We start from the raw sequence: 21,959 nt of genomic DNA on the forward strand, positions 1-21,959 counted from the left end.
CGGCTGAAAAAAGTAGTGCCGCCGGATGAAATCTTGGCGCCTGATTTTTAATTCTGGCGAAGCAGCAGAACCGCGGCCGCAAATTGGCGTCGCGAAACGAGGCTCACGGCGAAGACCTGGGCTGGGGGCACCCCGTTACCGCCGGGCGCCCCACCTTTTTCGCAGCCAACTGATCCATCTGCGCAAAATCATTCCCTTGCGCCGCTTCGCTGCTTCAGTCCGCCTTGCGAACGTTCATAATTGCGCCAGTCGCCGCCGGCTGTCTCTACGACATTGCCCTTCCCTGGCCTGATTGGAACGAATCTCATGCGTTATTGTCAGTTTGTATTCTTGTTGACGACGTTGTTGTTCGGCTCGCTGGCTTGGGGAGAGGAAGCGACGCCCGTTGAAGCGGTGGAGCGTTATTCGACCCCGTTTTTTGATCAGGTGAAGTCGAACTTTGCGGCGTGGGACACCGATCAAAGCGGCGATCTGGCTGCCAGTGAAATCGAATTGGCAGTCCATGATCCCCTGGTCGCCGGCAAAGCGGCCGCCGCTGTTGTCTCGCTCCGTCGTGCTTCGCGGTCACAAAAAGAAATCATGCCGTTATCGCTAGCAGATCTGGCGCTGCGAATGCAATCCAAGTCGACCAAGCAGGCGCCTCAGCCGAAGTTTGATTCGATGTATGAGTGGGCTCTGAAACGCATCGAAACGGCTGACAAGCGGATGTTTGTCGACGTCTCTCCGCGGGTCGAAACGATTCAGCAAGGCAAGATCGGCGATTGTTTTCTGTTGGCGGGACTCGGCACGTTCGCGCATCGTCAGCCAGAACGTTTGAAGCAGATGATGCAGCCGACCGCAGATGGTCGCGTCTTGATTTCGCTAGGCTGTGGAACCACGTTAACCGTTGATTTGCCGACGGACGGTGAGATCGCGCTGGGTGCGTCGTCGCACAATTCAGGCGTCTGGGCCAACATGTACGAGAAAGCGATCGGGACGGTTCTGTTGCAGCGATCGACTTCCGACAAGCATCTGACCCCGCTCAATACGATCGCATCCGGCGGCGCACCAAAAACGCCGGTCGAGATTGTGACCGGTCACATTGTGCGGCGTCACAAATGCACGCCCTATCGTGAGCCGCTTGACGAACAAGCCGCCAGCGCCGCCGATCTCGATCCGCTTCGCAGCGCGCTAAAGCAGGCCTTTGCCGAGGGACGGATGGTCGTCGGCGGGTGCGGACCCAAGGGAACGCAAACCATCGTGCCGGGCATCGTTTACTTGCACTCGTACGGCGTGTTGGAGTACGACGAAGCGACCGATACCGTCCTGTTTTGGAATCCGTTCGGTAACGAGCGAAAGCCCAAAGGCCCCGATGGCTTGCAGTATGGCTATACCACCGTCAACGGCAAGTTCCGCGTCCCGCTCAAAGAAGCGGTGATGTGGTTTGGCTCGTTCAGTATTGAAACGGATGAGCCGGTTGAGCCTAACTAGAAACTCCGCTCTGCAAACTCCAGCACGTTCTCCCCTTCCTGCATCTCATTGATCTCTTCAAAGCTCAGAAAGCGGACGTCGGTCTGGTTGAGCAGTTCGACTTTGTAGTGATCGCCGGGACGGACCTTCTTCCAAAGGCGGACGCGGCTTACGCCGTTTTTGCGGGCCACTTGGATGCAGTCGTCTGCTTTACGTTCAACAACGAGCGTTACTTTGTGATTGATTTGCGCCATAACGATCTCTCTGTTCACCAGGGCGGTTGAAGGCATCTTCTCTAGTCTAGATTTCGAATCCCCCGGTTGGCGGCCTCGAATAATGCAGAGTAACCACAAATTGTTGTTTTCCCTAGCAATTAGAGGGATGCGCACAAAAAAGCGGGCCAAGAGGCCCGCTTTCTGTTTCGTTTCGATTTTGTGAAATGGCAATTAGACGAATTTCGTCTTGCCCGGCATGGCGACTTCCGGAATCGCGACGTCGGTCCATTCGTACGCTTTGGGGCTGAGGTCTTCTTGCGAGTTGAGGGCCATGTCCCAGGTGATCTTCTGACCGGTGTAAGCCGCCATACGGCCCATGATGGCCATCAACGTGCTGCGGGTCATATAGACGCCGTTGTTGATGATGTTGCCAGAACGCATCCCGTCGTACAGCGCTTTGTGCTCGAGGTCGTACATGTTGCCGCCGGCTCCGCTGTACTTCCAGGCTTCCCCTTCGTTCGGCGTGACGGTTCCGCTGAGGATTTCCGCTTTCCCTTTGGTGCCGTAGACGTAGTCGTTAACGTCGTTGTAGCAACCGGCCATTTGACGACAGAAGGAGTAAGTCTTGACATCGTTGGGGAACTGATAGGTGACCCCAAAGTTGTCATAAATATTGCCCCACTTGGCTTCGGTACGAACCTGGCGACCGCCAATCGCTTCGCAGGCGAGCGGCGCCGCGTCATCGTTTAACCAAAGCGCCTTGTCGAGGCTATGGATGTGCTGTTCGGCGATGATGTCACCGGCGAGCCAGGTGTAGTAGGTCCAGTTACGGACCTGGTTTTCCATCTCGCTCCAATCCGAGGTCGGCTGGCGATACCAAAGGGTGCCGGTCAGATAGGTCTCGTGAATCGAGATGATATCGCCGATTGCGCCATCCTTGATCTTGGCGATGGTCTCTTGAACCATCGGAGCGTAACGCCAGCAAAGACCGCTAACGATGCTCAGGTTTTTCTGACGGGCCATTTCGACCGTCTCAAACACGTGGCGACAACCCGGGCCGTCGACGGCGACCGGCTTTTCGCAAAAGACATGCTTGCCGGCTTCGATTGCGGCCCGCAGTTGGGCCGGACGGAAGTGAGGCGGCGTGGCCAGCAACACCACGTCGACGTCTGTTTCCATGACCTGCTTGTAACCGTCAAAGCCAGAGAAGCAGGTTTCATCAGATACTTCCAAGCGATCGCCCAGGGCGCGGCTTAGTCGTTCACGCGCTTGTGCCAGGACGTCTGGGAAGATATCGCACAGCACGGTGACCTTTAGATTGGGGTCGCCCATTGTCGCGTTCTTGGCCGCTCCGCTACCTCGACCGCCGCAGCCGATTAGCGCGACTTTGATCGTGTCATCGCCGGCGGCGTGGACGCTACGAGCCAGGCTCAAGCTGCCGACCGCGGCGGCCCCGCCGATCACGGCCGATTTGCGGAGAAACTCGCGACGCGAATCGGAGTTGGGAGTGCTGTTTTCATTAGGCATCAGAAGAAGCTCCTTAGGCAGGCTACTGCGTCTCGTTGGGGATGAGATCGCGGAATTCGTTTCGGAGATGGGAGTGTGGGTAAGTGTTCGATTCTAGATCGATGCGCCGGAAATCGCTATTCGATTTTGGGGGGGAGGCGTTCGTTTTTCCGCGTTTCTTTCCCTCCAGCGCACAAACTACCGTTCCTAGCGCAAACCAGCGATAAATTTACGAAAATCCGCTTCCATCGCGGCCAGGTCGCTTGCGACAAATTGCTGGAACTCGGTCAGGCGTTGTTCGCGGGGGGGATCGTACAAAGGGCGACGCTTCGAGAGGTGCTTGAGATAATTGACGTAGGCGTCGGGGTACTTCTTTAACAAGTAGTAGTTCAGCGCCCAACTTAGTGCGTAGGCGTCAAGCGCTGTCTCGGCTTTGCGAAATTGATCATCGTCGACCAACAATTGAGCGATGAGTTGGCCATCGGCGCTCTGGGCCAGGCGTTTTGCTTGCGGCAGACGAATTCGATTCACTTCGCCGATTCCGCGCCACCCCCGTGAGCTGGAGAGGTCAGGCATTTCAAAATAGATCGCCAGCCCTTCGCTGACCCACAACGGATTGTCGGCCAAACGGATCTGCAGCCCGCAGTTGTAGGCAAGCTGGTGGGTCGCTTCATGAACGATGGTTGCGACCAGCCAGGTCGCTTCGGGACGGGCCAAGATGTTGTTGATCCGCGAGATATCGCGTTGGCTCGATCCGACCGAGCGAACCGCGTCTGCCCCGGTCAGGTCGTACATCGCGACGCGATTGGTGTGCATGCTGTAGTAGCCGATGATTGAACCGGCTGCGTCTCCCAACTCAGATTTGCCATAGGCGGCGTAGTTTTGCTTGTTGTCAAAGATGACCGCGACCAGCGGTTGAGTTGGTTCGACCAGGCTGACCCCGCGCTGCTTCCAATAGTTAATGAAGCCGCGATAGAGCCGTTCGTACAGCGAGCCGCACCAGTAGGCGTACGCTTTGGACGTGTTGTAGCAAATCAAATAATGGGCGGTCTCGTGCACCTCAAAACCTGGCGGCAACTCGGACAGCAGTTTCTCGGTCAGCGCTTGCTTGTCGAGCAGTGCGAACTCGCCTGGCTGCTGTTGGGTCGCGATCAGATCGTCGGCTAGGATAGGCCACATCATGCCGTCGGGCGTTTCTAGGATCACACCGCTGTCGGCTTGGGCGATCACGCGGCCTGACTTGGTTACTTCGGCATCGTTGTGACGAAACGTCAGCGCATCGTCCGCCAACGCAGCGGCGCTGATGGCAAAAACAAGAGCGACTGCGGTGAGTCCCGGCGATAGTTGGCGAGCGATTTTCATCCTTTTAGTATACGCACGATCGCTGTAAAAGGATCATTTTGGGGGGCGATAACCGTCGGCGGATCAAGACTGAGCAGCACGAAATGCTGGTCTGAGCAGCATAATCGTTATCATTGCCAACGTCGCCGAGAGAGCCAAGTTGATCAGGCACAAGCTGGCGACATTGTCTTCGGCGCCGTAATGCAGCATCTCGAAGATCGTCCGCGAGAGTGTATCCACGCCTGGCGGGGTGACTAGGTACGAAGCGGTAACGTCACTTGTCGCCAGCGCAAACGCCAACAAAAAGGTAGCGGCCAGTACCGCCGGACGACGCATCACGCCGACGCGCCAAAGTCTTCTCCACGGGCCGAAACCTTCGAGCTGGGCTGCTTCGTCCAGGTCGCCGGCGTCGGCGCGAAAGCTGTGCCAGAGCAGCAACAAGCAGATCGGCAAGCTGATCATTACCAGTGCGATCGCCGGCGCAAGAATCGTACGGTCGTAAAAATAAATCAGCAGCGGAGATCCGCGGCGATTCAACAACCAGATCAGCGACAACGCGATAATCGGGCCAGGAATGCCAAATAAAACGCCGGCCAGCGTTGCGATCACGCCTTGTCCATATCGGCGAGTCGACGCAAACCAAGCAATGCTGACGCTCAGCAGCAATGTCACCAACGCGCTAACGCTGCCGAGCGCGAACGTCCATTGTAACAGCCCGGCGTATTTGTCGGCCGAAGTGAGCAGCAACTCTGCAACTTTTGAAACCGACCAACTGCGATCGACTTGGCCAGCGGCGACATGGACAATCAGGCCTGACTTGTACGCAAGCGCGCCGATCGGTAAGCCAAACAAGATAGTCACTGTCAGCCATACGACGACGGTGATAACTAACTTGGAACCAGGTCGCAGCGGAAAGCTGGGGGGACGCGTCGGTAAGCTGCTGGTGCTGGCCGGCGTCAACTGCGCGGCAAGCGAAGTCGCAACCAGCGTCATCAGCAGCGTGATCAATACCGCCGGCCAGATTGGCAACGACGTTTGGTCGACTGCTTCTCCCAGCGTGATTCCAGTGAAGAGGACTTCGGCGTAAGTGCGCACGTTGCAGATGCTGGTAACGGTCATCTCGCCAAAGGCGACGACGCCGATCCACAGGGCCGCCATGAAGACGCCGGGAGCAGCGCGGCGGAGGGTCACGTTCAGCAGGGTTGAACTGGTCGAACTATCCAGCAGCGCGTCTTCTTCCAGCTCCGGCGCACTGGCCGCCAATTGCAAACGGACAAAGAAAAAGGTCCACGGGATCGCCGCAACGCCATGCAGGACGATCGCGCCGAGCCAGCCATCCAACAACCAAGGATTAGCGGCCGACCCGATTTGATCCTGTAACCAACCCTGTGGGCCGAAAGCGGCGCGCCACGCGCCGCAAGTGAGATAGAGCGGTTGAAACAGCAACAAGGTCAGCAGCCCTTGAGCGATCCACCGACCTGGCAACGCCAATCGCGCCAGTGCGATCGCCAACAGCGATCCGATCGGCAACGCGATCGCCGCGGCGCCAATCGCCAACAACGCCGAAGCGCCAACCAGACGCAGCGTCAATGCATCGCCGCTGACCGCAAGCAGGCCAGCGGCGGCGAGAATCAACAAGATGAAAGCGAACAAACGGAACTTCACGCGACGGCCAAAAGCAAAGGGCGGAACGCGTTAGTTTTCGTCGGTGCCGAGCAGCTTTTCTTCGACTTTGTCCGCTTGCCAAGCGATCGCGGTGACGACGCGCGTCAACCCAAACACATCTGCCGTATCGGCCAGCTCGTTGGCTTGGACGGTGATCATCTCGCCGGCTGGAGTCGTCACAAAAGCGAACGCGCCATGGATCATCTTCGTGTTGTACCGCAGCAGCGCAACCGCATTGCGTTCGGTCGCCGGGCCGCAATAGGACTGGAATGTGATCAGGCTTTGCCCGTCGTCATCTTTGCGGTCGAACGAAATATGGACGTTCTGTTTTCGCAGACTGCCGATCGGTACGGTGACGACATAAGCTTCGCCATCCTCGGCCATGCTCCACGAATTGGACTGCGCGACCGCTTTGACCAACTGCTGCGGGTCGACCTGGTGGGCTGCGGCAGCCGGAGCAAGATCGTCAAAGGATAACGCGCCCCCCAGCGCCGCGCCAGCGCCGGAAGCCGCCATCATCGAAGCGTTTTGTGGTGATGACATAGCGCTGGTCGCAGGACCAGATGGCGGCGCGCTCGGCGGCGCTGCTTGACCATGCATCGCTTGCTGGATCATGCCGGGCATCATCATGCCGAAGCCGGCGCCCATGCCCATCCCCATCGCGTTGTTGCCGGTTCCACCCCCCTGCTCCGCCATTTTTGACATGCTGTTGGCGGCCTGGTACATGGTAAAAGCGCGCAAGTCGCCGATCGCGCCCATACTGCTGCGAGCGTCGATCGCTTTTTGCACTTCTTCAGGCGGCGTGATCGCGTTGATGAAGAAGTCGGCCAGCTCTAGCCCATACTTGGCGAAGTCTTCGGCAACTTTGATGCGCGTCCCAGCAGCGATCTCGTCAAACTTGGCCGGCAGGTCAAGCATGCTGACCTTGGCCGTACCAAGCAGATCGGTCAGACGCGAGACGATGACATCTTTCAAAAACGAGGTCACATCGTCGGTCGTATATTTGCCTTGCGTGCCGACCAGCGTGTTTAGCAGCAGCGCGGCGTCTTTGATCCGGTACGAGAACTTGCCAAAGCTGCGCAAGCGGACCATGCCAAAGTCGGCGTCACGCACGGTGATCGGCTGGCGCGTTCCCCATTTTTGATCGAGGAAGGTTTGTTTGCCAAAGAAGTAAACCTGGCACTGAAACGGCGATTTCTCCCACGGAATGGTGAGAATGCTGGTGATCAGCGGCAGGTTCTGCGTCGTCAGCGTGTAGCGACCCGGATCAAAGCTGTCCATCGCTTTGCCGTCGCGGAAGAAGATCGCTTCCTGATTTTGCTGGACGATCAGCTGAGCGCCGTATTTGATGTCGGCCGAACCGCTGGGCGGTTCGCGATGGACCAGCGAGCGATTCGTCTCGTCAAAATATTGAATGACTTCTAGTCGGATACCCATTTACGTTTCCCCCTCAGTGGTGCTTGTTCTGTCGAAGTTCTCGGCGCCGTGCTTCCGCTATTGGGCCGGCGGATCTGATCCGATCCCCTTCAGCATGTTTTCGCGTTCGTCCAGTTTCGCTAGCATCGCTTCGACTGCAGCGATCAGCGGCGGAATCGTGACTGCCGGCGGATCACTTGCGGCCGGCAATTTTTCGATCGAACCTGCGACGGCGTCGACGTCCGAGATCAGTCCCCCGTCAAAGTCGTAGAGATCATCCAATTGATCTTCGCCGATCTGCACAAAATCAAAAAAGCCGCTGTAGCCCGGCATCGCGCCTCGCAAGCGTCCGATGGTCGTGTCCAATTTGGCGCGAAGTCGGTCAATCATGGGAAGCTGGTCAATCTGGCCTAGATCGACAAGCATGCGGCCATACGTATCGAGCGGGGATTTCGCACGATCCAAGCGATCGGCAAGCCATTTTCGGGTGAGCGCGTCGGCGTCGCGCCGATACTCTTTCTCTAGGTAACCGCTAAAACCGGGAATATAGCGCAAGATCGTTTCGATCGCGCCACGGTTGCTGGCATGTTGTTTGGGATCGACCAAAGGAACCCTTCCGGCAGATGAGCGAATAAAGGGGTAATGTCGTATGGTATTCGTCGCCGCAGCAGAAATATTGTCCTGCTTGGCCTGTTTTGAGCCGTAAGTGGAAAGCCTACCACGTTTTGTTGCGGGATGCGAAGCGTCCTGACGAACAATTTTGCCCCGCTTTTCGTTCTTTGCAGGGGGAGCTGGATTCGTCTAGGCGACGCTTGCTCTTTTTGCTATCGTCCCGCGTCCTTGCGACCTGAAATTGCTTGAAAATCCTTCGAAGGGCAACGATGAAGTCGGCCAGTCTTGCACTCTGTTTCTTAATAATCGCGCTCGGTTGTACCCAAAATGGCGCCATTCGCAGCCCTTTCGGCTGGGGAATCAAAGATGACCCTGCTGATCTGGCGAAATATGGTCCCAACCCGGTGCAGCGTCGCGACGAAATTCGCCGTTTAGGCCGCTACTCTCAAGAGATGAGCGAGTCCGAAAAGCAATTGACGGCCAATAAACTGACGCAACAGCTCAAAGACGAGCAAGACCCGCTGCTGCGGATTGAAGTCTTAAAAGTCTTGGCCCAGTTGCAAAGCCCCGTCGCTTACGAAGGCTTGCGCAGCGGGCTGTACGATTCAGAACCGCGGGTCCGCGTCATGGCGATCGAAACCTTAGTGGTCGGCCAAGACCCCAAAGCGGTGGAAGAGCTGGGAGACTTGATCGTCCGTGATCGAGAGCTGGATGTTCGGCTTGCCGCCACCAAGGCGCTGCAACAGTTTGATACGCCAGAGGCTCGCAAAGCGTTGATCCCGGCGGTCCAAGATCGTGATCCAGCGCTGCGTTACGTCGCGATCCAGTCTCTGAAAAAGCATAGCCAAGTGGACTACGGCGGTGACACGTCAAAATGGGAGGCTTATGCGATGGGAGAGTCTCCCGCTCCCCCAGAGGGCGCTAGTATGATGAGTTGGGTTCCTTCTTTTATGCGGTAATTTTGCTTCGTGTGCTGCCGATTCCGACACTTGTTCGGGCTGCGGCAACCTACCGGGAAGCTAGGGATGTGTCGTTTCTACAGACGAGACTCCCCTCGTATGCGAAAAGCAAGGACGCGTCACCAATCGATCTGGTTTCAATTTGCCGTTGCGTCCGAAAACTGAGTATGCCACGCTGGCAATAAGGCGATTGCAGCAAAGTTTAGTTTGCCCGAGCGGTTAACTAGCGATTGATATTCAGGGCACGGATGATGCGATTATATTTGACGGTATTGACAACTTTGGCCATTTTGGGCTTTTCTGCTTCCTGCTTGGCGGCCGATGGCGTGCAGCTACAATCGCCAGCCAACTTTGCTGAGTCTGCGTCGCCGGTTGTAACGCCTACGCTGCAACTAGAAGCTCCGGTGCTAAGAATCGCATTGCGATTTGAAGCAGAAAAAGAGGAGCCTCAAGCCGCTGCTCCCCCCAATGACGCGCCGGCCCCGATTGCTCCGCTCACTGCAGAAGAACAGCGTGCAGCGGCCGAAGCGAAAGAAGACCAAGAGCCGATGCTGAAGCTGTTGCCGATGAACTCGCAATCTGGTGAGATCGGCTCTGGCGTTGCGTCAGCGATGAAAAGCGAACCCAAGCCGCTCGAAACCTCGCCTGAGCCGATGAAAATCGAGCTCGAAATGCCGGCGACCGAAATGAAGCTGGAATCGCCGTCCGAGTCGGAATCTACCCCCAAAAAATTGGTCCCTGCCCAAGACGCCGCGCCAGTCGAGAAAAAGCCGGCAGCGCCTCTAAAAAAAGAGCTGACTGCTGATCAGGTCCGGCTGCGAAGCAAAATTCGCCGCGTCCTGGACTACTACTACCGGCAGCCGATTGACGTCGCCAAAGAAAACGCCTGGGCGACAATGCATGCGATGCTCCCCTACGGCGTTGACGCGAATGTCCGCACCGGCGGACGTGAGAACCGCTCGATCAATGCGATCGGCTGGCTCTGCTGGAATGGCAAATGCAAAGGCTACAACCTGTTTTATGTCGAGAATGGTCGTTTGGGAGCTCGCCAAGGGCCTGGCGTGCAAGGGCACCATGGCCAATTTCTGGCGATGCTCGCCCAAAGTTATGTTCCACCATCCTATGAAATTCGGGTTGGGAATGACACTTTCCAGCTGTCGGACTTGATTAAGTTTGAGCAAGACACCTGCCGTCCGGCGAGTGAATTGACCTTCAAGTTGATCTCTTTGGCCTACTATCTGCCGGTCGACGCCGAGTGGAAAAGTGACGATGGCCAAAGCTGGAACATTGAGCGGCTGATTGATGAAGAATTGCGTCAGCCGGTGATCGGCGCTGCTTGCGGCGGAACGCATCGTCTGATGGGGCTGTCGTACGCGGTCCACAAGCGAGAGCTCTCTGGTGAGCCGATGTCAGGGCACTGGGGACGTGCTCAGACTTTTCTGGATGATTACTACGCCTATACCTTCCGGCTGCAAAATCCTGACGGCAGCTTCAGCACCGAATGGTTTGAAGGCCGTGACGCAAAACCTGATTTGCAGCGCCGGCTACAGACGACCGGTCACATCGCTGAATGGCTCGCCTACTCGTTGACTGACGAGCAATTGAACTCACCCAAGATGGTCAAAGCGATCGATTATCTGGCCACGATCCTAGAGCAAAATCCCCGCATGGACTGGAGCATTGGGCCGCTAGGACACGGACTGCACGCGCTGGCGATCTACGACCAACGGGTCTTTGATACGCCTCCAGGGCATCGCAGTGCCGACGTCTTGACAAAATTGCCATAATTGCGGCTCAGATCACGATTTCCGGCGGTCGGCATAGTTGCCTCGGTCTGCGATCTTTTCTAGGATGCGTTCACGATCGCTCTTGGCCCTGGGACTGCGCACTTCTGACTCGGTATTTTGCCGGACTGACCGCCACGGATGAAGCTACAAAAATTCACCAAGCAATTTGCAGAGTTTCTCCGAATCGGTACTGCGCTGGTCAAGCAGGCCGAAGCCGACGCATTGCTGATCTTCGTCGAGGGGATCTGCGAATGGGATCAAATCAAAGCCGGGGCCGGCGAAACCAAAACCATTGTCGCCGCCGATGACGAAGAATCGCTCGAAGGCGCTAAAGAAGCTGGCCTGTTGCCGATCGTTGTCGAATTGGACGAAAGTCCCATTCTCGAAAAGCTGACTCACGCGTTGGTCGAATCGGTCGCAGACGACATTATCGCCACCGGCGCTTCGGTCGTCGCGCTGTACAGCGGGTTCGACGAATCGCGATTGGACACCATCAGTCTGGTTCGCTTGTCCGAGCATCTCGGGCGACTCACCTCGCGTGATCTTCGCCGCTTAGAGACCAGCGTCCCGCTGGAAACTCTCAAGCATGTAATCGACTTGGCGGTCGACATCGGCCGTGAAGGGCGCGAAGGCAAGCCGGTGGGCACCATGTTTGTGGTTGGCGATCATCGCAAAGTGCTGCATCACAGCGTCGCGAGCGGTTTTGACCCGATCAAGGGCTACAACCGCAAAGAGCGCAGCATTTTTGACGGCCGCGTCCGTGAAGGGATCAAAGAGATCGCCCAATTGGACGGAGCATTCATCATCAACGCCGATGGCGTGGTCGAAGCGGCTTGCCGATTGGTGGATGTCTCTTCGGCCAGCGTCACCTTGTCCAAGGGATTGGGCGCGCGACATTGGGCCGGCGCCGCGATCAGCAAAAAGACAAAGTCGATCGCGATTGTCGTCAGCGAGTCGAACGGCACCGTCCGCGTCTTTCAGAACGGCGAAGTGATGCTCCGCATCGAACCGTTCCGCCGCGCCATGAAGTGGAAAGATCTCGACTTCGACAACGCGGGAGAGTAGTCGATGTCGGCTTCTGATCGCCCCGCCCCTTTCGCCGGCCGAGTCATCGCTGTCGATCTGTATGATGACAAACATGCGGCCGCGCTGATGCGTCTGCTTCAGCAATACGCGCTCGACGTAATGGGGGGCGGCAAACCGCTGCTGCCTGAGGTTCAACAGAACCTGATCGAGCGGCTGAAAAACTTCCCCACCTTCGTCGGTCTGCTGGCCGAAGAGGATGGCCAGTTTGTCGGATTGGCCAACGCGTTCTACAACTTCTCCACCTTCTCGGCTCGTCCTGTAATCAACATCCACGATCTGGCGGTCGATCCCAACCACCGCGGCCGCGGCATTGGTCAAGCACTTCTGGACGAGATGTCGCAAGTCGGCAAAGCCAACGATTGCTCGTATCTCACCCTAGAAGTCCGCTTCGACAACCCAGCGCGACGGCTCTATCAGCGCTGCGGTTTTGTGGGGGGCGATCCGGCGAGTGATGAGATGTCGTTTTGGAAAAAGCGGCTCTAAAGAATAATGCTCCGCCGCTATTAGGCTCTCGCAGGGAGAGATCTCTGCTTCGTTGAATAGCATCTTTTTTTGCAAATTCAGCCAGAATCCTAGCCTCTCCCCGAAATAACTATTAAACTAGGGAGATTCTGCACTATTTCCCACCGCTCAACCCGCTTTGGATTTCTTCATGCTCAGCTCCCCCCGTCGCAAGCTGCTCGGTTTCACCTTGGTCGAATTGTTGGTGGTGATCGCGATTATTGGTGTGTTGATCGCGCTGTTGTTGCCGGCGGTCCAGCAAGCCCGCGAGGCGGCTCGGCGGATGCAGTGCAGCAATCAGCAGAAGCAAATCGGCCTGGCGATGCACAACTATCACGACACCTATGGCAAGTTTCCTGCCGGCGCAATGCACATCGGCAACGGCCTGCCGTGGATGGTGAAGATCTTGCCGTTTCTGGAGCAAGGATCTCTCTACGAGAAATTCAACATGAGCGCCACAGGCTGGAGCGCAAATAACGCGGCCGGAACCAATCCAGTCGAATCCTACTTCTGTCCCAGCAGTGACGAGCGAACGGCCCAATATGCCAATCCCGGCGTACTGACCACTCACTACTACGGCGTGGCCGGCCCCAAGGGAACCAACGCTGCGACCGGCGGCGCCTATCGCTATGACGAGAACCCGACCGACATGCCCGACTTTTACGGGGGCTATGCATTGCAGGGAGTGCTGGGCTTGTACGAAAAGATGGGGCACATCGGTTTCCGAGACATTACGGACGGAACGTCCAATACGCTAATGGTGGGCGAGATCTCTTGGAAAGGGGTCGAAGCCCACTATCGCCCTTGGTTTCGCGGCGGCAACGGCGGCGCGGTGCAGTCGGCTACCGGCGGTTTTAAGAACATCGATGTCGGCATCAATGTTCCGACCAGCCAATGGATGAGCATCAGCTTTGGCAGCAACCATCCCGGCGGCGCCCTGTTTGTGCAATGCGATGGTTCGGTCAAGTTCTATAGCGAAAATATGGCGATCGCTACCTACAAAGCGGCCGCAAGTCGTGACGGCGGCGAAGTCGTTGTCGAATAATCGAATTGCCTGCTTGCTGCGATTGTTTTGGTTCGTCGCTCCCACTTTCAATACAGTCAAGAAACCGCCCTTCTCATGTCCTCTCACTCCGCGATTCGCCCTCGGGCATATTGTCTATGCCTCCCTGTTCTCTTGCTGCTTGCGTTGAGCCCAGGTTGCGGCAGAAAAAGTGGTCTCCCTGGTCAGATTGAGATCACCGGCAGCGTCACCTTCCAGGGCCAGCCCGTCACGGGAGGCATGATTTATTTCGAGCCTGACGCGGTGGACGGCAACGGTGGGCCGCAAGGCTTCGCCAAGATCAGCGAAGGTCGCTACAGCACCCAAGCCACCGGCCGCGGCGTTCAGCCAGGCCCACACACCGTACGGATCGAAGAGCCACAGCCAATGGAAGGAGAACCAGCCCGAGCGATGCTGTTTTACGAGTACAACACCAAAGCCGATCTGACAGACGACGCGACGCCGTATGACTTCGAGATTCCGGCAGGCACGGCCAAGCACAAAGGGCGTCGTCGGTAGAGCGTTTTTTGACAGACCAGTCAAAGCCTTTCCCCGTTGCTGTGGGGCGATCATCGCTAAATGAACTGGCGGCGATTCTGCTGTGCTGCAACCCATCTTGCGTCGATCGGCGTTAAACTTCGCATCCAAACTCTTCGCCGCGTTGCTTTCTTGCGGCTGAGTATCTAAGATGGGGCGATTGGTAGTTGAGATTGAGTCTCACTAGTTCGCCACTTGGTCTGGTCCTGATGTCCGAAACTGTCGAAGTTACGCAGCAAAAACGTGTTATTCAAGAACGTCGCCGCCAAAGCCGCACCTTCTGGAATAAGCAGATGCGCAAATGGCATTGGATCAGCTCGGCGATTTGCTTGGTTGGAATGATCGCGTTTGCTGTCACCGGAATCACGCTTAATCACGCGGCCCAGATCACGACCGAGCCACAGGTTTTCCATAAAACTGCAGAGGTCCCTGCCAAGCTGATGGAAGTCTTGCGTCAGCAGCCGGAGGAAGGAGAGCACCCTTTGCCGGTCGAATTGAACCGCTGGCTTCGCCGCGAGTTGGCCGTTTCGATCCCAGCGGAGCCGGCCGAGTGGACGGAAGATGACGTCTATCTTTCAATGCAGGGCCCCGGTGTGGACGCGTGGTTGAGTATCGATCGCGAGAGCGGCGACGTCGAGCTAGAGCGGACAACACGCGGCTGGGTCGCCTACTTCAATGACCTGCACAAAGGCCGCCATACCGGGACCGCTTGGAGTTGGTTCCTTGATATCTTTGCGATTGCGACCCTCATTTTTTGTCTGACCGGGCTCTATTTGTTGTACTTCCATGCGCAGCAGCGGCGACTGACCTGGCCTTTGGTCGGGCTCGGATTTGTATTACCGCTGTTGATCGCAATGTTTCTGATGCATTGACCTCGTAGCTTTTACTGATTCGCCTTTGATCCCCTCGCATGTTTTACCCATGAACAATTATCGTCTTTTTGGCGCGATTATCGCCGTGACTCTGGCGCTGTTATCGTTCGGCGTGAATAGGGCAGACCAACCCCAAGAGAAGCTGCAACTGACGATCGAGATTCCTCGCTTAAACGTCTCCGAATATCATCGGCCTTACGTGGCGATCTGGATTCAGGACGCTGAAGATCAGGTCGTACAAAACGTAGCCGTCTGGTATCAGTTCAAAGGAACCACCGAAGGGCAAGGGACCAAATGGTTGCCTGACCTGCGACAGTGGTGGCGTCGATCGGGACGCGCTCTGGATTTGCCGGTCGATGGCGTTTCTGGCGCGACACGCCCTGCTGGAAAGCACCTTGTGCCGCTCAATCAAGATGATCAACTCGCCAAACTAAAATCGGGTGAGTATACGCTGATCGTCGAAGCGGCTCGCGAAGTTGGCGGTCGCGAACTAATCAAGATTCCGTTCGCATGGCCGGTGACGGAAGCAAAATCAATCGAAGTGCACGGAAAGGAAGAATTGGGGAGTATCACGTTAGTCATGCGTCCTTAACTGTCCCCCTTGCTCTTCCAATATCGCTAAACCAATCAAGGAGTTGCTGATGAAAATTTCTCTCTGGGTGTCGCTGCTATTTGTCGGCCTGTTTTCAGTGACTGCTTCGGCACATAAAGTCTGGCTGTTGCCTTCGCAGACAGTCTTGTCCGGCGCCGAGCCATGGGTAACAGTCGACGCCGCCGTCTCGAACGATCTGTTTTATTTTAATCACTTTCCATTGTCGCTCGATAACTTGCAAATCGTTGCCCCCGATGGCGCGATCGTCGAAGCGGCCAATCAAGCAACCGGTAAATATCGGAGCGTGTTCGACCTGCAATTGCAGCAGGAAGGAACCTATCGCATCGCCGTACTGAACCAGGGCGTGTTTGCAAACTGGGAAGAAAATGGTCAACCACGGCGTTGGCGCGGCTCGCCTCAGAACTTTGCGATAGAAGTTCCCCAGGATGCGAAAAACTTGCGCGTCTCCGAAAGCGTAGGTCGCGTTGAGACTTTCGTAACCAATGGGGCGCCCAGCAGCGCGGCGCTCAAGCCCAGCGGAAAGGGAATTGAATTGATTGCGGTTCAGCATCCGAACGATCTTTACGCCGGCGAAAAGAGTCGGTTTCGCTTGCTGGTCGACGGTAAGCCGATGGAAGGCTTGAAAGTCGAGATCGTTCGCGGCGGTACGCGTTATCGCAATTCCCAGGAAGAGGTTCATGCAACGACCGACGCCAGCGGCGAATTTACGGTCGCGTGGGAGGAGCCAGGCATGTACTGGTTAGAAACGTCAACTCAAGATGACAAAACGACAATCTCAGCAGCAAGTGGTCGTCGCCTAAGCTATGCAGCGACCTTAGAAGTGCTGCCGGAGTAGTCCGATCCAGATCGGAGTGACATGAAGCGGGCATGGCTGTCGTTATAAGATTGCCGTGCCCCTTTTGTCGTGGTAACGATGTCGCTGCTCGTAAGCGATCTTATTCTGGCCGCGAACAGGTCGAAGTGTCGTTCACCTGGCCGGCGACTGCTGAGAAATCCAATGTCGCAGTGGAACCTTTAGGCTCTGTCAGAAAACCCTAACAAGTCATCATTTTTAAGTATCGCTGAATGAACGCCATCTTCACCATCCCAAGGAAATTCGCGGCGCGTTTCTCGAAGCGGGTTAGGACTCGGCGGCATTCTTTCAGCCAGCCGATGAGCCGTTCGACGATGTTGCGGCGGCGATATTTTTCGCGATCAAACTCGACCAGTCGCGCGGAGCGATCTTCGTCTTCTTTGCTCGGAATGACGGGCAAGATTCCTTCTTCGATCAGATACTCGTCAATCCAGTCCGCACGGTATCCTTTGTCGCCAGCGAGAAACACGGGCCAAATCGCTTCGTCTCGTTCATCGCCGCAGACTTCGCAGCCGTCGAGAAGCTCTTCTAGGAACTGCGAATCATGCCGTTGGCCAGGCGACAGGCAGGCATGCAACGGATTCCCTTTCGAGTCGCACAACAAATGCAATTTGGTGCTAAAACCCCCGCGAGAACGGCCTAACGCCTCGTCGCTAGCTGCGTCGCTACGCCCCTTTTTTAGCTCCCGCCGCACAGCGAGCGGCGCGAATAACGGTTCCGTCGACGCACCACAATTCTTGGTCGATCGTGCCGGTATCGACATGCGCGGCCTGCAGCAGATCGAGAATTTCGTCGAGCGTTCCGTCGGCGTTCCACGTCGTAAACAAATCATAGACCGTCCCCCACTTGCCGTACTTCTCGGGCAGGTCGCGCCACGGAGCGCCGGTTCGCAAGATCCACAGAATGCCGTCGACCACTTGCCGCCGCGAAACGCGAGGACGCCCCGTCGCCGCCGGAGGTGGAAAGATGCCGCGAATCAGTTCCCATTGATCATTCGTAAGTCGATGCCGTTCCATGATTACCTCCTTGAATTGAAAGAAAACGCGTCTCTTTCAAGCCTTCGAGGCTGGACGGCAGAAGTCAAATTTTCGTTTTCTGACAGAGCCTAGAGTGTGCAGCTTTGTTGTTATTAGGAATTTGCGATCTCTAACTAGCAAGTAAGTGAAGCAGCCCCGGCACAAAGTTCCGTGAGAAATACCGAGCGGGCCGAACCATCCATTGACCCAGCTTGGGCAAGCCAAAGCCGATTGCGCCACAGCCCAATGAGAGCCAGCGAATTTCATTGCCCATCCAACTAATCGTTGCATGTCCATCTCCTCTCCACGGGAGGAGAAAGCTGGGCACAAAAAATATCAGTACTGCTAAACCCAGCGAGCAAGCAAATCCAAAGACAAAACTGATCAAGCCATATCGCACTCGCATCAGCCAAGCGGTTGGCCAATCAATCGACGGAGGCGTAGTCTGGCTTTCGCTGGCTTGCTGCTTCTCGGGCCAACACGAAAGTACGCCGCCGATCACCAGTAAAACCGCCGAGAGGATCAGCCCTTCGATCAGAGGTGAGTTCAGATAAAGCCACAACACCACGCCGATGGATAGCGGCAACGCCAGCAGATCGCTTAGCTTCATCTGCACAGGTTGACGCAGAGACGGAGGTTGCGAAGGCTGCTCAGGAACATCCAACTGCTCGACATTCGGCGGGCCGGTATACCCGACCCCTTCGACATAAATACCTTTCAACCTTCCTCCTTCATCGCCAGTTCAATCGCCTGGCGCGGCGCTCCGATTCCTACCGTGATCACTTCTCCCAGGTAGGGCTGCGCTGAGTCGGCCGCAAAGCCAACCTTAGGAGCCACAAACGTCACCGTCACCGTTGCTTGAACTGTCGGATCCCCCGGCGTGCCGGTGTCGCAGTCCAAGCCGCTGGGCAGGTCGACCGCCAATTTGGATGCTCTGCTGCGGTTGATGGCTCTGATCACGCGATCCAGCGGCGCACGCGGGTTGCCCTGCATGCCGGTTCCTAATAACGCGTCGACGATCCAGTCGGCGCCGGCCAGCAGCTGGTTGAGCGTCTCGTCCGTAACATCGACTGGAATGATCTGTAGCGGCAGTCGCGCTTGCTGCACGATGTTTAGCTGGATCGCGGCGTCGCCGTTGATCTCTTCAGGCCGGCAGAAGAGGAGAGTCTGGGCTGGGATCCCCAGCAGGTCCAAATGCCGCGCGATCGCCAGCCCGTCGCCCCCGTTATTCCCTTTTCCACAGCAGATTCGGACGCATTGGGCGTTGCGCGCAGCTAGAATATCGGCGCACCCCCGAGCCGCATTTTCCATCAGCACTGCGCCGGGAACCCCAAATTGCTCGATCGCGATCTGGTCGACGGCGCGGACCTGTTGTCGGGTGATTTGCGAAAAACCGGTAGGTTTGGGCATAATAGCTCGGTCGGTTTGGCGTATTCGAGAGAAAGCCCCGGCCGTTATGATAAGACAAACCCCCCGCCGTGGGAAATCGATCCAACAGGAGCCACATCACAATGCCGCTGTTTGAATACGTCTGTACGAAATGTAATTGTGAGTTTGAGACGTTGGTCCGCGGAGAAGAGACGCCTGCCTGCCCCACGTGCGGGGCTACCCAACTAGAAAAAGCTTGGAGCGTACCTGCCGCGCATACCGGCGGATCTTCGCAAAGCTTGCCGATGGCGGCGCCGCCCAGTTCGTTTGGCGGATGCGGCGCTGGGCAATGTGGCGGCGGCGGCTGTCATTTCGATTAGAAAAACGGATTTTAACTTCGCCAACTCCCTGCCAAATATTCCGCAAAGGTTCACTCCTGATGAGCTTCTCCAATCGACTGGCCGCAGCGACGATCTGCGTACTGGCCTGCTGTGCGTCTGCATGGGCGGAAGAGTCGTGGCCGCAGTTTCGCGGCGTGGCCGGCGATGGAGTCAGTGAAGCGACTAATGTGCCGCTGAAATGGTCTGAAGAGGAAAACGTCGCCTGGAAAACGCCAATTGAAGGCAAAGGGTGGTCGTCGCCGGTCCTGGGCAACGGCAAACTGTGGCTGACCACCGCGATCACGACCAAAGCATCGCAGGAAGCGTTTGACGAAAAGCTGAAAGGGAAACCAAAGTTTCAGCAAATGACCAGTGAACTGGCGGCGTCGATCCAGCTGCGCGCGATCGAAGTCGACTATGCGACCGGCCAGATCGGGAAGCAGGTCGACCTGTTTTACATTGAAAATCCTGATCCGATTCATGCAACCAACAGCTACGCTTCCCCTTCTCCGGTGCTGGTCGCGGATCGGTTGTATTGCCACTTTGGCACCTACGGCACATGCTGCGTCGATACGACCAAAGGTGAAGTTGTCTGGAAAAATCAATTACCGCTGCAACACAACGTGGGGCCAGGCAGTTCGCCGGTGGTGCATGGCGGAGTGATGATTTTGACCTGTGACGGCGCCGACCAGCAGTACGTTTGCGGATTGGACGCCAACACCGGCGAACAATTGTGGAAGACCGATCGACCCCCGCATCGTAAAGAAGATGGCGACATGCAAAAAGCGTACGCCACGCCGCTGGTCGTCACTTGGGCAGGTCGCACCATGGCGATCATCCCCGGCGCCCAATGGGACTGCGCCTACGACCCACTCACAGGCAACGAACTGTGGCGTGTTGATCATGGCGACGGATTCTCGAACGTACCAAGACCCGTTTTTCAGGATGGCGTCGTCTATATTTGCACCGGTTTTACGCGGCCTGAACTTTGGGCGATGAGCGTCGACGGGCAAGGGGACGTGACCGATACGCATGTCGGCTGGACCATGAACAAACAGGTGCCAACCAAGCCCTCACCGGTGCTGTGGGAAGGTTTACTCTACATGGTTTCGGACCGCGGAGTCGCGACTTGCGTGGATATCGAAAATGGCGAAACGGTCTGGACCGAACGGCTCGGCGGCAATTTTTCAGCTTCGCCGGCGATCGCCCAGGGGCGGATCTACTTTTGCAACGAAGATGGCAAAACGATCGTCGTCGCCCCAGGCCGCGAGTTTAAAATACTGGCCGAAAACCAAATCGCCGGCCAAATCATGGCCAGTCCGCTGCTGCTGGAAGGCGCGATCATTCTACGAACCGAGAGCGATCTGTATCGGATTGGTGAACGGTAGGCCAGGCCTTGCCCTGACAAAGTACCGCGAACGTAGTCGCTGCCTGAGTTTTCAGAGGCAACGCCTGTATTCGTTTAATTCAATCACTCCAGCCAATAGAGTGGACGGCGGCTTGTGTGGGCGATTGCGACGACCAAGATCTTATCATCGCGGCACAACACAATCACTGCATAGGGAAAACGCTTGAGCAGCACTCGTCGAATGTCGTAGCTGCCTGTGTAAGTCTCCAACTTTGTGAGGGAACTACTTTCGTCACGAATCTTGCCGAATGCCCCGCGGACTTCCTCTAGAAACTCCGTTCCTAACCTCGGATGAAGATCGTCGTACCAAATCGCCGCGTTAATTGCGTCTCCCTGTGCTTCTGGTAAGACGATAAAAATCATGAGGCCGTCTTGTTCGAGCGATGCATCTCCAGGGACTGGCGCATGCTATCAAGAGCTGTGTCAAAATCGACTGCGGTGGTTTCCCCGCGATCAAAAGCGGCAATCCGGCGATCAATCTCTTGCGACCAAGCATCCGCAATCTCGGGTGACCGAAAGTCGCCGCTTGGAAGGCTTCGTTCTAGTAGATCAGCAAGATACTGTCGGTCTGCTGGGGGTAACGCCATGGCTTGTTGAGCGATCTGTTCGCGCGGGGGCATCGGCTTTTTCCTTCGTAATTCTGACTCGGCTATTTTGGCAGGAATCAGCGGCGTCGTCGAGTGTTTTTTGTGTCGAGTAGCCGAGGTCAGGCCTTGCCCTGACGAAGTACCTCGCATGAATCGTCTCAGCGCCGATGCCGCAGTTTTGCCTGGCATCGACGCGATGATCGTTTGGGGTTAAGCGACGGCAGGCATGGCCTGCCCTTCTTTTAGATGTCCCCTTCGAGATAGCCGGGGTAGCCATCGCCTGATCCATAACCGCCGCCACCACCGGGGCCGTAGCCGCCGCCACCGCCACCGCCACCGGGGCCGTAGGGTTGGGGAAAACCGCCGAAGTTGTTGTTAAAGGTCGGCCCTAGACCTTGGAACGGAGCGCCCCACAGTTGGTACGGAACCGAGTAGGGCCGAAACGGACGGAGCCATTCGCCGTAAGGTCGAACCGGTCGCCCCCATTCTTGAACGATATGGTAGTTGTCGACGCTGCTGCCAGCGCCGATGCGGCTACGGAATTGGCGATACCCAGAGCTCATATAGCTAGGGTTATACGGTTGGTTGACGGCCGGGTCGGCCTCGTACTGCGCAACGCGGTCACCGGTCTCGGGACTATGACTGAAGAAGCTGGGAGACGTGAGCCAGTCTTGACCATAGGTCGTGGTTACGGCAGCAAATACCAGGCACAGCCCGGCAATAAAGCGGCATACGTTCATGGTTCG

Annotated in this window: 25 protein-coding genes; 12 read left to right on the forward strand and 13 right to left on the reverse strand. The window is 56.6% G+C overall.

The features are described 5' to 3' along the window. The first annotated feature begins 306 nt into the window (after positions 1 to 306). Complete coding sequence (locus tag SH421x_RS10380) at positions 307 to 1,470, forward strand: C2 family cysteine protease (protein ID WP_488855447.1); 1,164 nt, start codon at positions 307 to 309, stop codon at positions 1,468 to 1,470. Here SH421x_RS10380 and SH421x_RS10385 read toward each other — a convergent pair. The 6 genes from SH421x_RS10385 to SH421x_RS10410 all read right to left on the reverse strand — a co-directional run bounded on the left by SH421x_RS10385 (position 1,467) and on the right by SH421x_RS10410 (position 8,198). Next, positions 1,467 to 1,703 (reverse strand): hypothetical protein, encoded by a 237-nt coding sequence (locus SH421x_RS10385; RefSeq protein ID WP_488855448.1) that lies wholly within the window; start codon positions 1,701 to 1,703, stop codon positions 1,467 to 1,469. The genes SH421x_RS10380 and SH421x_RS10385 overlap by 4 nt on opposite strands. Before the next feature lie 192 nt (positions 1,704 to 1,895). Continuing rightward, entirely contained in the window at positions 1,896 to 3,191 is a 1,296-nt protein-coding gene (locus SH421x_RS10390) for a Gfo/Idh/MocA family protein (RefSeq protein WP_488855449.1), read from the reverse strand. Positions 3,192 to 3,377: 186 nt separating this feature from the next. Beyond that, complete coding sequence (locus SH421x_RS10395) at positions 3,378 to 4,532, reverse strand: DUF1570 domain-containing protein (RefSeq protein WP_488855450.1); 1,155 nt, start codon at positions 4,530 to 4,532, stop codon at positions 3,378 to 3,380. A gap of 63 nt (positions 4,533 to 4,595) precedes the next feature. Then, on the reverse strand, positions 4,596 to 6,164 hold the full coding sequence (locus SH421x_RS10400) for an ABC transporter permease (protein WP_488855452.1): 1,569 nt from the start codon (positions 6,162 to 6,164) through the stop codon (positions 4,596 to 4,598). A gap of 42 nt (positions 6,165 to 6,206) precedes the next feature. Continuing rightward, a complete protein-coding gene (locus SH421x_RS10405; RefSeq protein ID WP_488855453.1) occupies positions 6,207 to 7,613 on the reverse strand; it encodes an SPFH domain-containing protein in 1,407 nt (468 codons plus the stop codon). 57 nt (positions 7,614 to 7,670) lie between these two features. After that, the gene (locus tag SH421x_RS10410) at positions 7,671 to 8,198 is read right to left on the reverse strand and encodes a hypothetical protein (protein ID WP_488855455.1); all 528 of its coding nucleotides are present in this window, start codon (positions 8,196 to 8,198) and stop codon (positions 7,671 to 7,673) included. Positions 8,199 to 8,473: 275 nt separating this feature from the next. On the opposite strand from SH421x_RS10410, the gene SH421x_RS10415 reads away from it, so the two are divergent. The 9 genes from SH421x_RS10415 to SH421x_RS10455 all read left to right on the forward strand — a co-directional run bounded on the left by SH421x_RS10415 (position 8,474) and on the right by SH421x_RS10455 (position 16,436). Further along, positions 8,474 to 9,163, forward strand: a complete 690-nt coding sequence (locus SH421x_RS10415; RefSeq protein WP_488855456.1) for a HEAT repeat domain-containing protein — start codon at positions 8,474 to 8,476, stop codon at positions 9,161 to 9,163. A 248-nt stretch (positions 9,164 to 9,411) separates the two neighbouring features. Next, positions 9,412 to 10,950: a hypothetical protein gene (locus SH421x_RS10420; RefSeq protein WP_488855458.1), complete on the forward strand. Its 1,539-nt coding sequence runs from the start codon at positions 9,412 to 9,414 to the stop codon at positions 10,948 to 10,950. A gap of 138 nt (positions 10,951 to 11,088) precedes the next feature. Beyond that, positions 11,089 to 12,015: a DNA integrity scanning protein DisA nucleotide-binding domain protein gene (locus tag SH421x_RS10425; protein ID WP_488855460.1), complete on the forward strand. Its 927-nt coding sequence runs from the start codon at positions 11,089 to 11,091 to the stop codon at positions 12,013 to 12,015. Positions 12,016 to 12,018: 3 nt separating this feature from the next. Continuing rightward, the gene (locus SH421x_RS10430; RefSeq protein WP_488855461.1) at positions 12,019 to 12,519 is read left to right on the forward strand and encodes a GNAT family N-acetyltransferase; all 501 of its coding nucleotides are present in this window, start codon (positions 12,019 to 12,021) and stop codon (positions 12,517 to 12,519) included. 169 nt (positions 12,520 to 12,688) lie between these two features. Next, the gene (locus SH421x_RS10435; protein WP_488855463.1) at positions 12,689 to 13,582 is read left to right on the forward strand and encodes a DUF1559 family PulG-like putative transporter; all 894 of its coding nucleotides are present in this window, start codon (positions 12,689 to 12,691) and stop codon (positions 13,580 to 13,582) included. Positions 13,583 to 13,657: 75 nt separating this feature from the next. Then, positions 13,658 to 14,098 carry a hypothetical protein gene (locus tag SH421x_RS10440; protein ID WP_488855464.1) on the forward strand — a complete coding sequence of 147 codons (441 nt, stop codon included), beginning with the start codon at positions 13,658 to 13,660 and terminating at the stop codon, positions 14,096 to 14,098. Positions 14,099 to 14,325: 227 nt separating this feature from the next. Next, positions 14,326 to 14,988, forward strand: coding sequence for a PepSY-associated TM helix domain-containing protein (locus SH421x_RS10445; protein ID WP_488855465.1), 663 nt, complete (start codon positions 14,326 to 14,328; stop codon positions 14,986 to 14,988). Positions 14,989 to 15,037: 49 nt separating this feature from the next. Next, positions 15,038 to 15,580, forward strand: coding sequence for a DUF2271 domain-containing protein (locus tag SH421x_RS10450; RefSeq protein ID WP_488855466.1), 543 nt, complete (start codon positions 15,038 to 15,040; stop codon positions 15,578 to 15,580). 49 nt (positions 15,581 to 15,629) lie between these two features. After that, positions 15,630 to 16,436: a DUF4198 domain-containing protein gene (locus tag SH421x_RS10455; RefSeq protein WP_488855467.1), complete on the forward strand. Its 807-nt coding sequence runs from the start codon at positions 15,630 to 15,632 to the stop codon at positions 16,434 to 16,436. Between the two features lie 199 nt (positions 16,437 to 16,635). Here SH421x_RS10455 and SH421x_RS10460 read toward each other — a convergent pair whose 3' ends face one another. The 4 genes from SH421x_RS10460 to SH421x_RS10475 all read right to left on the reverse strand — a co-directional run bounded on the left by SH421x_RS10460 (position 16,636) and on the right by SH421x_RS10475 (position 18,880). Continuing rightward, positions 16,636 to 17,217 carry an IS5 family transposase gene (locus tag SH421x_RS10460; RefSeq protein ID WP_488855468.1) on the reverse strand — a complete coding sequence of 194 codons (582 nt, stop codon included), beginning with the start codon at positions 17,215 to 17,217 and terminating at the stop codon, positions 16,636 to 16,638. Beyond that, a complete protein-coding gene (locus SH421x_RS10465) occupies positions 17,120 to 17,470 on the reverse strand; it encodes an IS5 family transposase (protein ID WP_488855470.1) in 351 nt (116 codons plus the stop codon). Before SH421x_RS10465 ends, SH421x_RS10460 begins: the two co-directional genes overlap by 98 nt. Positions 17,471 to 17,600: 130 nt before the next feature. Continuing rightward, complete coding sequence (locus SH421x_RS10470) at positions 17,601 to 18,191, reverse strand: hypothetical protein (RefSeq protein WP_488855472.1); 591 nt, start codon at positions 18,189 to 18,191, stop codon at positions 17,601 to 17,603. Further along, entirely contained in the window at positions 18,188 to 18,880 is a 693-nt protein-coding gene (locus tag SH421x_RS10475; protein ID WP_488855473.1) for an NAD(P)H-hydrate epimerase, read from the reverse strand. The genes SH421x_RS10470 and SH421x_RS10475 overlap by 4 nt, the downstream gene beginning before the upstream one ends. Positions 18,881 to 18,981: 101 nt before the next feature. Between SH421x_RS10475 and SH421x_RS10480 the strand changes: the two genes are divergently transcribed. Together SH421x_RS10480 and SH421x_RS10485 are read left to right on the forward strand one after the other, a co-directional pair. Next, the gene (locus SH421x_RS10480; RefSeq protein ID WP_488855474.1) at positions 18,982 to 19,218 is read left to right on the forward strand and encodes an FmdB family zinc ribbon protein; all 237 of its coding nucleotides are present in this window, start codon (positions 18,982 to 18,984) and stop codon (positions 19,216 to 19,218) included. Between the two features lie 59 nt (positions 19,219 to 19,277). Then, positions 19,278 to 20,606 carry an outer membrane protein assembly factor BamB family protein gene (locus tag SH421x_RS10485; RefSeq protein WP_488855475.1) on the forward strand — a complete coding sequence of 443 codons (1,329 nt, stop codon included), beginning with the start codon at positions 19,278 to 19,280 and terminating at the stop codon, positions 20,604 to 20,606. Between the two features lie 83 nt (positions 20,607 to 20,689). On the opposite strand, the gene SH421x_RS10490 is transcribed toward SH421x_RS10485, so the two are convergent. Genes SH421x_RS10490 through SH421x_RS10500 form a run of 3 tightly spaced genes read right to left on the reverse strand, consistent with a single transcriptional unit; the run spans position 20,690 to position 21,953 of the window. After that, positions 20,690 to 20,989, reverse strand: coding sequence for a hypothetical protein (locus SH421x_RS10490; protein ID WP_488855476.1), 300 nt, complete (start codon positions 20,987 to 20,989; stop codon positions 20,690 to 20,692). After that, entirely contained in the window at positions 20,986 to 21,402 is a 417-nt protein-coding gene (locus tag SH421x_RS10495) for an addiction module protein (RefSeq protein ID WP_488855477.1), read from the reverse strand. The genes SH421x_RS10490 and SH421x_RS10495 overlap by 4 nt, the downstream gene beginning before the upstream one ends. Before the next feature lie 53 nt (positions 21,403 to 21,455). Next, the gene (locus SH421x_RS10500) at positions 21,456 to 21,953 is read right to left on the reverse strand and encodes a hypothetical protein (protein WP_488855478.1); all 498 of its coding nucleotides are present in this window, start codon (positions 21,951 to 21,953) and stop codon (positions 21,456 to 21,458) included. Positions 21,954 to 21,959 lie beyond the last annotated feature (6 nt).

This window comes from Blastopirellula sp. SH421, from assembly GCF_057808535.1.